This is a genomic window from Terriglobales bacterium (assembly GCA_035567895.1).
GTDB lineage: Bacteria > Acidobacteriota > Terriglobia > Terriglobales > Acidobacteriaceae > Gp1-AA112.
On record DATMPC010000085.1, the window covers coordinates 95,562 to 110,032 of the forward strand.

Sequence of the window (14,471 nt, forward strand, 5' to 3'; positions counted from 1 at the left end):
AGGACGCAAAGTCTTATGCGCGATCTTGTTCAGTTCATTACAAGTCATGGCATCGCCACGATCACGATCGACAATCCGCCTGTCAACGCCCTGAGTCCAGCGGTGATCGACGGCCTAAGTCACGCCCTTGAACAGCTTGAGAGAGACTCCGCCATCCAGGCTGCCGTGCTGATCGGCGCAGGCAAGACCTTCATCGCCGGCGCCGACATCAAAGAATTCGGCAAGATGACCGCTGGAGAGTCTCGTGGCCTGGCGCTGCCAGCTCTCTTGAATCGCATTGAAGATTGCTCCACGCCGATTGTGGCCGCCATCCATGGAAGCGCGTTTGGTGGTGGATTGGAGCTGGCTCTTGCCTGTCACTACCGGGTTTCGGCTCCTGGATCCCAGCTCGGGCAACCGGAGGTCAAGCTCGGATTAATTCCTGGCGCAGGTGGCACCCAGCGTCTGCCGAGGCTCATTGGATTGCAGAAAGCCGTCGAGATGTGCGCAGAAGGCAATCCCGTCTCGACTGAGGAAGCGCTGAATCTGGGACTGGTCGATCGCATAATCCCAGGAGACCTGCTCACAGGGGCAACAGTATTTGCGCGTGAAGTGGCGGGCCATCCGGCACCCAAGACTCGCAATCGAAGTGAGTGGCCGCCAACATCAGGAGAGACTGCTGTTCTAATTGCGGCGGCTCGCGAAACGGCGCGCAAAAAGCAGCGCAACTGGATTGCCCCCACTGCTGCAATCGACGCGGTGGAGGCCTCAACTACTCTGCCCTTCGATAAAGGCCTGGAGCTGGAACGAAAACTATTCCAAGACTGCCTGTTTTCCGAGCAATCGAAGTCCCTGATTCATGTCTTCTTTGGCGAACGCGAGGTTGCCAAAATCCCTGATATTCCCAAAGGCACACCAACGATTCCCGTGAACAGCGCAGCCGTCGTCGGAGCCGGCACCATGGGCTCAGGAATCGCGATGGTCTTTGCCAACGCTGGCATTCCCGTGTCGTTGAAGGAAACTGATCAGGCAGCTCTCGATCGCGGCTTGGCGAACATTCAGAAGAACTATGCAAGCTCGGTGAAGCGCGGACGATTTACGCAGCAGTTCGTAGAAGAACGGCTGAAACTGATTCGACCGACGCTCCTCTACGACGACTTTGGACCGGCTGACATGGTAATCGAAGCTGTCTTTGAAGGCATGGCTCTCAAGAAACAGGTGTTTGGTGAACTGGATCGCATCTGCAAACCCGGCGCGATTCTTGCCAGCAATACATCGACCCTGAATATCGACGAGATCGCGTCGGCAACCTCGCGGTCCGAGTTCGTAATTGGGACGCACTTTTTCAGTCCAGCAAACGTAATGCGGCTGTTGGAGGTCGTCCGCGGGAAGGAGACCAGCAAATCCGTAGTTGCCACGTGCATGCAGCTATCCCGGAAGCTCGGAAAGATTGGAGTGCTCGTCGGTAATTGCCGGGGCTTTGTCGGAAACCGAATGTTTCATCCTTACATTCGTGAAGCCACGTTCCTGGTGGAGGAGGGAGCAAGCGTCGAAGCTGTGGACAAAGCGCTTTATGACTTCGGAATGGCCATGGGACCCCTCGCAACCGGTGATTTGGCAGGTCTCGATGTTGGCTGGCGCATCCGCAAGGAATACCGCCATCTGGAGAAGCCGGGTATACGACAGGCCTTCGCAGCCGATCGGGTGTGCGAACTTGGTCGCTACGGTCAGAAGACCGGGGCCGGTTGGTACAAGTACGACGAGAACCGCCGCTCTAGTCCCGATCCAGAGGTGGCGGATCTGGTCCGCAAATGGTCAGCAGAGGCCGGCATCGCTCAGCGCGAAATCTCGCCGCAGGAGATCATCGACCGTTGCATTTATGCCCTGGTCAATGAGGGTGCGCGCATTCTCGACGAAGGCTTCGCATTGCGAGCGGTGGACATCGACATTATCTACATCAACGGATATGGCTTTCCTCCATATCGAGGCGGCCCAATGTGGTACGCGGATACCGTTGGCCTGAAGAACGTCTATGAACGCGTCAACGAGTTCCATCGCACTCACGGAGAACTCTGGACCCCTGCCCCGCTTTTGAAACGATTAGCGGAGGAAGGCCGAAGATTCGCGGACTTTAACCGGGAGCAGGGCGTGACGGCGGCTTAAAACGCAGGGCCCTAGCGACCTGCTTCACCCTAACCTGGAAATTTGGCGCAGCATTTCTCAGTTCAGGAGGACTCGTGGCAACTACTACGGAAACCATTCGCAAAGCCACTGGCGGCAGCTTTCTCTTCCAGGACATCGAGGCCGGTCGCGTCTTCACGTACGAAGATTTGACTGACGAGCATCTCGATATCGGGCGCACGGTCGATGCCTTCTGGGCCACTGAGGTTGAGCCCCATCTCGACGGCATCCGGCACCAGGAGCCCGGTCTCGCGCTCAAGGTGCTGCGGAAAGCGGCCGAGCTGGGACTCACTGCCCTCTCGATCCCGGAACGATTTGGCGGGATGGAGATGGATTTAACGTCGGCGATGGTGGTCGCCGAGCACTTGGGCAAAGACGGATCTTATGCAGGTTGGCAGTCCACGCATACCGGAATCGGCACTCTGCCCTTGGTGTTCTTTGGCAACGAAGACCAGAAACGGAAATATCTTCCAAAGCTAGCCAAGGTGGAAATGCTCGCGGCATATGCGCTTACCGAGCCATTGGCGGGTTCAGACGCGCTGGCTGCACGCACTCGAGCCGACCTCAGCGAAGACGGCAAGCACTATATCCTGAACGGGCAGAAGATGTGGATCACCAACGGCGGAGCCGCCGATCTCTTCACCGTCTTTGCCAAAGTTAGCGGAGAGAAGTTCACCGCATTCCTGGTCGAGCGCAAGTTCCCTGGCGTAAGCAGCGGCGCAGAAGAACAGAAGATGGGCATCAAAGGCAGCTCCACTACCGCCGTTTATTTCGACAATGTCCGGATTCCTGTAGAGAACGTCCTGGGAGAGATTGGGCGCGGCCATGTCATCGCGTTCAACATCCTTAACGTGGGACGACTGAAGCTCGGGCCCGCCGTACTCGGCAAATCAAAGCACATTTTGGGAATCTGTCTCAAGTACGCCAAGCAGCGCAAGGCCTTCGGTTCTGCAATCGCCGAGTTTGGCGCCATGCAGCATAAGCTCGCCGAGATGGCGATCAGAATCTATGCTGCGGAGTCGATGACCTGGCGCGTGGTTGGTTCGGTCGAGGAGCATTTGCGGGACAGTTCATCCGCTTTGGATCCTGCGCGCGCGCAGATGAAAGCCCTCGAAGAGTTTGCTACGGAGTGCTCGATGGTCAAGGTGTATGCCTCCGAGACTCTCGATTATGTGGTGGACGAGGGCGTGCAAATTCATGGCGGCTATGGCTTTCATCAGGACTACACGGTGGAACGCGCGTACAGGGACTCCCGCGTCAATCGCATCTTTGAAGGCACCAACGAAATCAATCGCCTCATCATCACGGGTATGTTGCTCAAACGCGCAGCCCGCGGAGGATTGGAGCTGATCCCCGCTGCTCGAGCGGCGATCAACGAAACCCTTGCTCACGGGCATCCGGCACGCAGTGAAGTCAGCAACGATGAGTTGGTTCATAACGCAAAAAAGATTGCACTGCTGACCATCGGACTTGCCCATGAGAAGTACTCTGACGAATTGGAAAAGCAGCAGGAGATCGTAATGAGTATCTCCGACATCTTGATGGACGCCTATGCCATGGAATCCACACTGCTGCGGACCATGAAACTCGGAGTCGATGCCGCCAACGCCACTGACATGTGCTCCGTCATCCTTCGCGACGCAATGACGCGAATCGAGACGGCGGCGCGCAATGTCCTGGGCGCCTGCTCCGAAGGCGCAGCCCTGCGCAACAACATGAGTGCGCTGCGCAACCTGGCGCAGCATGAACCGATTGATGCCGTCCAAACTCGCAGAAGGATTGCGCGGAGACTCATCGATGAAGAACGCTACGTTGTCTGAAACACATACCTCGACGCCGAGCCAACAGAACACAATGACCGACCTTACCGGCCACGATATTCAACTTGCCTCTCGCCCGAAAGGCTGGCCGTCGCTTGATAATTTCAGCCTGGTCGAGACCAAAGTTCCACCGCCGGCTGATGGACAAGTGCGCGTGCGCAACCTGTTCATGTCAGTCGATCCCTACATGCGTGGGCGCATGAAGGAAGCGAAGTCCTACGTGCCCTCGTTCCAATTGGGGAAGACGCTCGAAGGAAGCGCGATTGGCGAAGTGCTGGAATCTCGCATCGCGACGTTCCAGCCCGGCGACATCGTTAATTCCATCCTGGGATGGCGGGAATACTTCGTTTCCGACGAGCGCGGCGTACGAAAACTGGACAGGAACGTGCGCCCACTCTCCGCCTATCTGGGAATTCTGGGCACGCCGGGGATGTCTGCATGGGTGGGACTGAACCTTGTGAATGTCAAATCTGAAGATGTGGTATTCGTTTCCGGAGCGGCAGGCGCGGTAGGCAGCATGGCCGGACAATTGGCCAAATTGCGAGGGTGCAGAGTCATTGGCAGCGCGGGATCGCAAGAGAAGGTCAAGATCCTGACTAAGGAACTCGGCTTCGATGCCGCGTTCAACTACAAAGATGGGAACGTGTACGCGCAGCTCAAGAAGGCGCTGCCCGATGGAATCGACGTCTATTTTGACAACGTCGGTGGAGAGCACCTCGAAGCCGCCCTCTCAGCCCTGCGAACCAACGGACGTATCATCGCCTGCGGCGCAATCTCCATGTACAACGACGAAGTGCCCCCGCCCGGTCCTCGCAATCTTCCTCTGATCACGTCGAAGCGGCTCACGATGAAGGGGTTCATCGTCACCGACTGGCTCAACCACATACCGGAGTTCCTGAAAGAGGTTGGCGCGTACTGGGGACAAGGCAAGCTGAAGATGAAGGAGACCGTGGTCGAAGGAATCGAAAATGCTCCGCAAGCATTCTTAGACATGCTTCACGGCGGCAACGTCGGAAAGATGGTCGTAAAGCTGGGCTGACAATCTTCATCGAAGGGTAAGGAGGACGGCGTTTAACGGGTCAATTCTTCCCCCGGATCGTCGGGTTTAGCGCCCAAAGGTCTAGGGGGAGATTAGGGAGTATTCTTTGGGTGGAAGCAAGAATCGGGGGCCAGGGATTTCGACGGAGTCATCGGGAGATCATCTAAGGAAATTTCGGACGCTGCGGACGGTTCGGACCCAAAATTTCCCAGCGGGTGCTTCCACGACGTATCGCCTCACCTAGTCGCATCTCGGACTTCGGACGAAATGTGGGGTCGTCGGATCCGATTCACTTTTCGTGCTGCTCCAGTCCCGGTGGCGCTGTGCTAATCCACTCTTTAGCGAACAGTAAACCGATGACAAAGCATCTACCGATTGCAACACTGTGCCCAGTTTTGTGCCCACCACCAAACCTTACCGAGTGCTACCCAGTATTTGTGGGTAGTCTTAACCTATTGACGTGTGGGCTCAGTCGTCATTAGTCACACTTGGTGACACTACGTGCAAGTACGTGATTATTGGTGCGTCAAGTCCTCCGGAGCAATAGGTCGGGAGTTCGAATCTCTCCGGGCGCCGCCATTAAATTACAAACGACTTACGGTTTCGGCGGTTCCACTGCATCGTGGAATCGTAGAAACAATTTTTCCGCTGCAGCAACGATGTTGTCCTCTTCTGCCTTCTTCTTAAACGCGGACTTAACTTTTTCACTACCTGACCACAGCTCGCGCCCGGTTTTGGCTTCGTGAATCTTTAGCGTCACCGATGCTGACGAAAGATCTTTGCGCGCGCCGGTTGATTGCCGCGGCTTGCCGTCAGGAGTTGCATGGTCGGCTGTACTGCCGACCGTCACAGAGCCGCTTCCATAGGAAGTAACTTCAGCAATGAAATCTGCATTCGCTTCTGTATTCAACATGACGAATCGACCCCAACCCTGAATATCGGTATTTATCACGTCAAAAGGAATGTTGCTGCCGTGCTCGTTCTTAACGTACATGGACTTCCCAAAAGCAAGGCGCTCAGAAAACGTCGCGGAGAGAGCCTTGGGATTGGGGGCAGCTTGCTGCGCGGCAACGATCAGGGCGGTTTGACCCAGAATCTGAATCGCGATTATCTTCCGCAAAAGAAGGGGAACGTTCATAGAGTCTCCGCGTGTCTCGGGCAAAGTGTCTCAAACCGCTAGCGTTTGCAAGAAAATTCTTTCTCGATTATCGAAACACGTTTTCGCGGTGGAGAGCCCGGCTTATCAGGGGAACGGAATGAACCATGCTGCGCGTGTCAACTGAAGGATGGTCGACTCAGGGTGAGGTGGTGCTGGACGTTTACGCGCCTAACCTCTTGAGTGCCACGCCGGCAGGCGCGAAGTCACTGGCGCTGGCGCGGGCAACTTGATATGACTTGATTGCCCCGGTTGTGTCGCCGCTTTTTTCCAACACTTGTCCCAGCAGATAGTGGGCTCGAAACAGAGGAGCATCTTCCGACTTTTCGCCTTGATTGATGTAGCGCTGTAGGAGGGTCGCTGCCAGCGGCAGGTTGCGATTTACGCGAAGCAGCAAAGACGCGGAGTCGAAGAGAGCAGAGTCGTTCTTGGTATTTAGCTTTGCCGATTGCTGAATGGCTGCTTCCAGATCGTCGAGACGATTCATGCGCCGATAGAACGAAGCGAGATCTAAAATGCGGCGAGGTCCGGGATCGCCTTGCAAGGCTTTCTTGTATTGTTGCTCGGCGTCGCTGTTTCGCTTGTCGTGCTCGGCAATGCGAGCGCGGATCCAATACGCGGTTGCGGGCTCTAGCTTCTCGACGGTATTCGCTTGGGCGGCAGCCTTGTCTGTTCCGCCACCCAGAAATCCCGGAGCTTCAATGTAGTATTCGCTCAGGTCGGATCGTGCTTCTACGTTCTTCGGATCCAATTCCACGGCCTTCTCAAAGGCAATGCGAGTCTTCTTTGCCAAGCTGATGGCGGAAAACCAGCTCGAGTGATCCGCCTTTTCTCCATAGGCTCTCCCGAGCCAAAGCTGATTGAGGCTGCTGCTTGGATTCAAGTTTGCAGCGCGCTCGCACTCGGAAACGGCGGCTTCCCAGCGTTCCTCGGCGTAATGAACGCGGCACAGAAGGTTGTGTTCTGCCGCCCCCGAGGGATTGGCGCTCAGCGATGTTTTTAAGACTCGGATCGCAGCATCGGCCTCGCCATTTACCAGCAGCTGGTGAACGGAATCCAGTGGCGCGTTGGCCGGCGAGACCGCGGGCAGCGCTATTACAAACGCCAGGATCAATGAAAAGAAACGGGAGATTGACATCAGGAGTTTTACCGTGCGCGAACCTCGAGGCCTGGGCGTAAAGGAGTCGCTGCATTCATGCTGTTGAGAGCGATCAGTTCTCCTGGCTGGACGCCGTTCATGATCTCCACGCGAGTATTGTTGGCAATTCCGGCTTCCACAGGCTGGCGCTCGAGACGGCCGTTCCTGATCACATAGACATAACGTCCACTCTCGTCCTCGTGCAGGGCTTCGCGTGCGACGGTCACGACTTCCTTCTTGTTCGCAATACTCACATTCACCGTGACATTAATGTTGGGCAAAAGGCGGCTGTCTTCGTTATCTACGCCGGAGAGAACCTGGCCAACATTGCGACTTCCATACGTTGTAATCGTGTAAGGCATTTGTGTGATTTGCCCACGCCAGACTTTTCCGGGAAGAGCGTCCCAAGTAACGGTAACAGGCTGGGCGACCGCCAGTTTTCCCAATTCGGGTTCATCGACAAAAGCCCTTACCTGTACCCGCCGCAGATTCGCAAGCTGGATGAGGAGTTCCCCTTGTTGGACGTACTCACCCTGCTTGATCGGAAGGGAATATACCGTTCCTTCAAAGGGCGCCCGAATCTCGCTGTGCTTGAGTAGATCCTGGGCAGCAATGTAGGAGGCGCGAGCTTGCTCGCCCTGGGCTTGAACTCGATTTACCTCGGGCCGAGAGTAGCGATCCTGCTGTTTGTCTTGCAGAACCTTTAGTTGCGCCTGCGCAGCAGTAAGACGGTTTGCGGCTTCGCGTACTTCAGAAGGAGCTGCCGCGCCGGTCTGGGCTAGTCTCTGGAGGGAGTCGTAATTCTTTTGAGCGGCATCACGCTCAGCCTGGGCTTTTACCAGCTCAGAGCGTGTATTCAGAACTTCTTCCTGGGTTCCGCCAGTCTGAATCGCGTGCTGATCAGCTTCAGCACCTTTTACCTGGGCCAATGCTCGGGCAGCTTGGGCGCGAGCATCTGCATCGTCCAATTGCATGAGCAGGTCGCCCTGGCGCACATGTTGTCCCTCACGGACATAAATCTTCCTAACCGTCGTTGGAGCAGGGGCATGAGCCTCGAAATTTTCAATGGGTTCGACTTTGCCGTTGGTGGAGATCGTGGTGACGAGGTCTTGCTTGGTTACGTGGTCCACCCTAACGGGAACTTCGCCTTTGCGGCTGGAGATGAAGGCTGCCAACACGATCACAGCAAGAATGGCGATGATTATGCCTCGCCAAACATGTTTGCCATTGCCGTTGCTTTGTTTATTGCGCTCTGCCATCAGGGAAACAAACTTCAAGTATATCGAACCGAGCCAGCCGCCTTCTTTCAGCAGCTTGGCCTTGATACGCTACAAAAAAGACCCTAATCAGATGTCCGTCAAACCGATCGCGGTTCAGCGACATCTCAAGAAATCGGCGTTCCCATCTAAATCATAGATAACAGCTTACGTCTATATACGTTTAGCCGATGCAAATTGGACTGCAAAGAGTCAAAGAAGTCACCCTGGCCTTGCATAACGAGGTGCGACGCACCCGTGTTTTCAATATGGCGGCCGGGCTGTCCTATTACTTCGTGCTCTCACTTTTTCCACTGCTCATCGTGCTGGCCACGCTGCTCGGGTACCTGCCAATCCCCAATCTCTTTGATCAAAGCATGGATTTCGCTGCCCGCTTTGTGCCGTCAGAGGCCATGGGTCTGGTGCGCAGGATTCTCCAAAGCGTATCAACCCCAAATCGCGGCGGATTACTCTCCATTGGCCTGATAGGAACGCTGTGGGCAGCGTCGGGCGGCTTCTCCGCCATGATCGACGCCCTCCATATCGCCTATGACGCTCGTACCAGTAGGCCGATGCTGAAGCAGAGACTGCTGGGGCTTGGACTCACCTTCATGACCGGCGGCAGAACTCTTGAAGTAGAAGGTGAGAAGCTACAAGGACAGCAGCGGATCACACCAGGTCAGATTGCGGAAATGCCGAAGGCCGCGTGAGATTAGAAGCCGTCGTTCGAATAGCGATCGGAGAGAACTGCCGCCCGCCAGGGGAGAGGCGAACACGAAGGTCACGAAGGGAAAAAGAGGAGGTCACGAAGAATCATTTTTGAAGACCAGTTTCTGACGACCTTATTTGCTTTGTGACCTTGATGTTCTCCTTCGTGCCCTTCGTGTTCGCCTTTCCCCCGGCGGGCGGCACTTCACGGTACGATCGAAAGCTAATTTGGAGAGACGCTCCAGCGTGCTGCCTGTCCACAGGCATCCCGCACTTTCCACCGTTACAATAGGGGAAATGTCCCGAGCTCCCGCATACACACCAGAGCACGCGAAGTCGGGCCTGGATTTCGCATTTCCCGAAATCGAGACCTGGCCGAATCAATTTCCGGCCTACGAGATCGAGATCGACATACCGGAATTCACGTCGGTGTGCCCTAAGACCGGATTGCCCGATTTTGGCGTTCTCACCCTGCGTTACATGCCGCGCCAGCGCTGTCTGGAATTGAAGTCGCTCAAGGAATACCTCACCTGCTATCGCAACCTTGGCATCTTTCAGGAAAACATCGTGAATCGCGTTCTCGAGGATGTTGTAAGCGCTGCCGATCCGGAATGGGCTGTCGTCCGCGGTGTCTTTCGCCCACGTGGCGGCATAGGCACGACGGTTGAGGCACGCTGGCCGCGTCCAGCTACGAGTTCCAAGGAACGTACTTAGAGATGCAGCGCGCAACGCGGCCGCTCCTTGCGCTTGGTTTGCTCACCGCACTGAACTTTCTCAACTACATTGACCGCTACATTCTGCCTGCCGTCCAGCCACTGATTAAACAGGAGTTCCATCCCTCCGACACAGCGCTTGGCGCGCTTACGACCGTGTTCTTCATTTTCTATATGTGTTCCGCGCCTGCCATTGGGTTTATGGCAGACAGGAAGTCGCGTAAGGCGATCATCGCGGTCGGTGCGCTTGTCTGGAGCGGAGCTACTCTGCTCACTGCCGCAACCTATAGCTTCACCTCTCTCCTGATTCGGCACACCGTCGTGGGTGTGGGGGAGGCTACGTTCTCATTGATCGCGCCCGCTTACATTGCCGATCTGTTTCCAGAGGAAAAACGTGGGCGAATTTTGTCGTTGTTCTATTTAGCGATTCCCATGGGCGCCGCGCTTGGGTACATCATCGGCGGTGCACTCGGAACGCGGTATGGATGGCGATCGCCCTTCTATGTATGTGCTATTCCGGGGTTCATCGTGGCAATTTGGTTTTACTTTGCCGGCGATGAGCCCCAACGAGGAGCGCACGAGATAGCTCTTCACACACTCGAGCGCACGACCTTTCGCGGACTGTTGCGCAATCCCGCATTCTGGACCGCGACTCTGGGTATGGCCATGATGACCTTCGCGATCGGAGGAATTTCCGCGTGGATGCCTACATTCCTGGAACGGGAGAAGGGAATTCCGCTCGATCGCGCAAATTACTACTTTGGACTCATCACCGTAGTGGACGGTCTGGCGGGAACGGCAGTCGGAGGCTGGCTTGGGGACCGGTGGTTGCGACGCTCGCGAGGAGCCTATTACGCAATATCGGGAATTAGTGCTTTGCTGGCTATTCCAGGCGCGCTCTACGCATTTTACGGACACCCCTCGATGCTCTTCGTTTCACTTGCGGTCGCCGAATTCTTCCTCTTCCTTAACACCGGACCGCTGAATGCCGCGATCGTGAATTCGGTGGCTGCTCCAATTCGTGCCACAGCGATAGGCATGAATCTCTTCATCATTCACCTTCTGGGTGATGCGATTTCTCCGACGATTATCGGTGCGATCTCTGACCGCAGCAGCTTGCGTTTGGGCTTTTCCATCACCTTGATTGCCATGGTTGCCTCAGCTCTGATTCTGTTCCTCGGGACGCGTTTTGCCCCACCACGGGCGGACGAAAGGCAATTAGCGGGAGCGTCGGCTTGACCCGCTGGATCTGGCTTGCGGCTGGCATTCTTCTCGGCGCCGACTGGTTGCGACGCTCGCTTCGCACTGCCATTGGCATGGGCAAGTTGTCAGACGTGACCAGCCCAGAATGGGACAGACTGCCTCGAAGCAGCGCGCCCCAGCCCAGCGTCACGGTAGTCGTTCCGGCACGGAACGAGGGTGGCACGATTGAGCAATGCCTGCTCTCCTTGCTGGCTCAGGATTATCCCAACCTGCAGATTTTTGCAATCGATGATCGTTCAACTGACGCGACAGGAACGATCATGGATCGCGTCCAGACGGAGTCATCTGGCAAACTCCGTGTCCTGCATGTGACTGAACTTCCTGCTGGATGGTTGGGGAAAACACACGCGATGTGGCGTGGTGCCGCCGAGTTGGAGACTGATTGGATTCTCTTTACCGATGGCGATGTCATCTTTCGCCCGGATGCAATTCGGCGCACGGTTGCGTACGCGGAAGCAACAAAGTCCGATCACCTTGTAATCTTTCCCACGCTCATTATGAAGGGCTTCGGTGAGCGCATGATGCTCGGCTTCTTCGGCCTCGCTTCCTTGTTACTGCTACGGCCGTGGAAAGTGAAAGATCCGAAGGCACGGGACTTTATAGGAGCCGGAGCATTCAACCTGATTCGCCGTGACACCTACGAGGAAGTGGGCACCTATCAGGCGCTTCGCATGGAAGTGATCGATGACTTGAAGCTGGGCGAAGCCGTCAAGAGACACGGCTTGCGGCAAGACTGCGTCGTGGGCACCGATCTTGTGCGAGTCCGATGGGCAGAAGGCGGATTGGGTGTGGTGCGCAACTTGCGGAAAAACATGTTCAGTTTGCTGCACTTCAAATGGTGGCTAGCTGCCCTTGCCACTGTCGCTGCCGGAGTCTATCAACTGGGGCCGTGGGTTGGCATCGTCCTCGCTCCGGGAATTACAAAGGTTGGATTTGCTGTTGCCATCTTCTCGATCGCCTTGCTGTACTGGCGTATGGGACGCCAGTTCGGACTTTCGCCTTGGTTCTTCTTAACTCATCCTCTATCGACTGTCATGTTCATTCTTGCGCTGCTGAACTCGGCTGTTAGCTCGCTGGTGCACGACGGAGTTGTGTGGCGAGGGACAACATATCCACTCGAAGAAATTCGAGCTTATACCGCGGAGAGACACAAAGAGCTGCTACGTGTCCGCAGCAACACTAACCTGACCGACGACACGTATTAGGCACTTCCGTTTAGTCCCTTTCAGCGCCCTCGAATTCGCTGCTTCCACCCCGGGCTTCATGCTATGCTCTGCGCCAAATCAGCCTTTGGAGTCCATTCTGCTGCCCCGCCTTTTTTCACTCGCTGTAGTCCTGGCCTTGTCGACCTGCGCTTTTTCCCAGACTGGAAGGCTTGATGCATTACTTGAGGAAGGGCACTTCAAACAGGCCGCTAGACTTATTTCCGGAAGCAAGGATCAAGATGCAGAGACTCTCTACCTGCTGTCAAAGCTCAAGCAAGGCTTCCGTAAGCACGACGAGGCCCTGCAGCTTGCCGAAGCTGCAGTAAAGGCGAATCCGAATAAGGCCGCTTACCACTTGCAGTTGGCCGGCGTTCTGAGTGAAGACATCGACAAAGCAGGCCTGTTCAAGAAGATGTCGATAGCGAAGCGAGTTCATTCGGAGCTGGAAACCGCTCTGAAACTCGAGCCAAAGAACACCGATTGCCTTTTCGGCATCATGACGTACTACGAGGAGGCGCCTGGAATTGCGGGTGGTGGGAAGGACAAGGCACACCAAATAGCCGAAGACATTGGGAAAATCGATGAATCCAAGGGCTATCTGGCTCAAGCGCAACTCGCTCGTCACGAAAAACAAACCGACAAGCGCGAAGGCCTTTACCTGAATGCGGTGAAGGCCGATCCCAAGAGCTTCGAAGCGCTGGTTGCGCTCGCCGCCTTCTATGCCTCCGAGGCTCAGAAAAAATATGAACTGGCCGACAAGTATGCGCAGCAGGCTTTAGACCTTGATCGGATCCGTATTGGGTCGTACGTCGTCTTCGCAGAAGTCGCCGCTTTCAAACAAAATTGGGACAAACTCGAAGGCTTGCTCTCTCAAGCCGAGAAAGCAAACGGAGATGATTTGAGTCCCTTCTATCAAGCCGGGCGAACGCTCCTTCAGTTGAACGAGGAACTGTCGCGAGCCGAGCGTTACTTCCGGAAATATCTCTCGCAAGATCCTGAAGGATTCACTCCATCGCTCAGCGCGGCGCACTGGCGGCTAGGATTGGTTCTGGAGAAGATGGGCCGAAAGGAAGACGCGATTAGGGAACTGGAGAAGTCGCTACGATTACAGCCGGATTTCGAAAACGCCCAAAAAGACCTGAAGCGACTGAAGGGTTGAGCTAGTTTCCGAAAAACCTCACAAGCGCCTGTGTAAGCCCTTCCATCGTGTACTCGTCGGCCTCAACGTCTACCGGCAGTCCATACTCGCGCATGGTGCGCGAGGTCACCGGGCCTATCGAGGCGAACTTCACGTGCGAAATCTTCGACGGGATGTCTGTGCCCACCACAACCGTGAGGAAGTTCTGGACAGTAGAGGAGCTTGTAAAGGTAATGGCATCCGGCAGGGGCCGTGCGGCGAAGACGCTCTGCATGCAAGATTTTGCGTCTTCCGGAATGACGGTTTGATAAGCCTCTGCGACGTCCACCTGCGCTCCCGCTGCCCGCAGTTCGTCGGGGATAACGTCTCGCGCGATCTTCGCTCTCACGAGTAGAACTTTTTCACCCTTAACTAACTTTCGCACTGCACGAACCACCTCTTCTGCAACGTAGTGCGGAGGCACGATATCCACAACTAGTCCATGGTCCTGAATGCGCTCCTCAGTAGCTGGGCCGATGGCTGCAATCTTCAAGTGCTGAAGCGAATCGACGCTGAGCCCAAGCGGCTCCAGCCTGGAAAACAGAGCTTCGACGCCATTTACGCTGGTCAGTATCAGCCAGTCATACTGAAGAATGTCCTTCAGTGCGGTGTCAAGCGCGTCGTAAGAGTCCGGTTCGCGGATCTCGATGACCGGAGCTTCAACTACCTCTGCGCCAAAGTGTTTGAGCAGAGAAGACAGACCATCTGCCTGTCTGTGAGCACGCGTGATGACAATGCGTTTGCCGGCGAGAGGACCAGAGGTCACCAGCTCCGCCACCCGATGCGCCTGGGGATCGACCGTTTTCTTCTTTGCCATTGCCATGTTGAAGATGCAG

12 protein-coding genes are annotated in these 14,471 nt (G+C 55.7%); 8 read left to right on the plus strand and 4 right to left on the minus strand.

Annotated elements, in window-relative coordinates; all coding sequences use genetic code 11:
* The first annotated feature begins 15 nt into the window (after positions 1 to 15).
* The 3 genes from VNX88_17540 to VNX88_17550 all read left to right on the plus strand — a co-directional run bounded on the left by VNX88_17540 (position 16) and on the right by VNX88_17550 (position 5,019).
* The gene (locus VNX88_17540) at positions 16 to 2,142 is read left to right on the plus strand and encodes a 3-hydroxyacyl-CoA dehydrogenase NAD-binding domain-containing protein (protein ID HWY70474.1); all 2,127 of its coding nucleotides are present in this window, start codon (positions 16 to 18) and stop codon (positions 2,140 to 2,142) included.
* Between the two features lie 74 nt (positions 2,143 to 2,216).
* Positions 2,217 to 3,980, plus strand: coding sequence for an acyl-CoA dehydrogenase family protein (locus tag VNX88_17545; protein ID HWY70475.1), 1,764 nt, complete (start codon positions 2,217 to 2,219; stop codon positions 3,978 to 3,980).
* Positions 3,958 to 5,019 (plus strand): NADP-dependent oxidoreductase, encoded by a 1,062-nt coding sequence (locus VNX88_17550; GenBank protein ID HWY70476.1) that lies wholly within the window; start codon positions 3,958 to 3,960, stop codon positions 5,017 to 5,019. Before VNX88_17545 ends, VNX88_17550 begins: the two co-directional genes overlap by 23 nt.
* A gap of 595 nt (positions 5,020 to 5,614) precedes the next feature.
* On the opposite strand, the gene VNX88_17555 is transcribed toward VNX88_17550, so the two are convergent.
* From VNX88_17555 to VNX88_17565, 3 genes are all read right to left on the minus strand, one after another.
* Positions 5,615 to 6,157 carry a hypothetical protein gene (locus tag VNX88_17555; protein HWY70477.1) on the minus strand — a complete coding sequence of 181 codons (543 nt, stop codon included), beginning with the start codon at positions 6,155 to 6,157 and terminating at the stop codon, positions 5,615 to 5,617.
* Positions 6,158 to 6,338: 181 nt separating this feature from the next.
* Positions 6,339 to 7,313, minus strand: a complete 975-nt coding sequence (locus tag VNX88_17560) for a tetratricopeptide repeat protein (GenBank protein HWY70478.1) — start codon at positions 7,311 to 7,313, stop codon at positions 6,339 to 6,341.
* Between the two features lie 8 nt (positions 7,314 to 7,321).
* Positions 7,322 to 8,572, minus strand: a complete 1,251-nt coding sequence (locus VNX88_17565) for an efflux RND transporter periplasmic adaptor subunit (GenBank protein ID HWY70479.1) — start codon at positions 8,570 to 8,572, stop codon at positions 7,322 to 7,324.
* A gap of 188 nt (positions 8,573 to 8,760) precedes the next feature.
* Here VNX88_17565 and VNX88_17570 point away from each other — a divergent pair, with 188 nt between their 5' ends.
* From VNX88_17570 to VNX88_17590, 5 genes are all read left to right on the plus strand, one after another.
* Positions 8,761 to 9,279 (plus strand): YihY/virulence factor BrkB family protein, encoded by a 519-nt coding sequence (locus tag VNX88_17570; protein HWY70480.1) that lies wholly within the window; start codon positions 8,761 to 8,763, stop codon positions 9,277 to 9,279.
* A 295-nt stretch (positions 9,280 to 9,574) separates the two neighbouring features.
* Complete coding sequence (gene queF, locus VNX88_17575) at positions 9,575 to 9,991, plus strand: preQ(1) synthase (GenBank protein ID HWY70481.1); 417 nt, start codon at positions 9,575 to 9,577, stop codon at positions 9,989 to 9,991.
* A gap of 2 nt (positions 9,992 to 9,993) precedes the next feature.
* Entirely contained in the window at positions 9,994 to 11,229 is a 1,236-nt protein-coding gene (locus tag VNX88_17580; protein ID HWY70482.1) for an MFS transporter, read from the plus strand.
* Entirely contained in the window at positions 11,226 to 12,458 is a 1,233-nt protein-coding gene (locus VNX88_17585; protein ID HWY70483.1) for a glycosyltransferase, read from the plus strand. Before VNX88_17580 ends, VNX88_17585 begins: the two co-directional genes overlap by 4 nt.
* 136 nt (positions 12,459 to 12,594) lie before the next feature.
* Positions 12,595 to 13,617 (plus strand): tetratricopeptide repeat protein, encoded by a 1,023-nt coding sequence (locus VNX88_17590; protein HWY70484.1) that lies wholly within the window; start codon positions 12,595 to 12,597, stop codon positions 13,615 to 13,617.
* Between the two features lies 1 nt (position 13,618).
* On the opposite strand, the gene VNX88_17595 is transcribed toward VNX88_17590, so the two are convergent.
* Complete coding sequence (locus VNX88_17595) at positions 13,619 to 14,452, minus strand: uroporphyrinogen-III synthase (GenBank protein ID HWY70485.1); 834 nt, start codon at positions 14,450 to 14,452, stop codon at positions 13,619 to 13,621.
* Between the last annotated feature and the right edge of the window lie 19 nt (positions 14,453 to 14,471).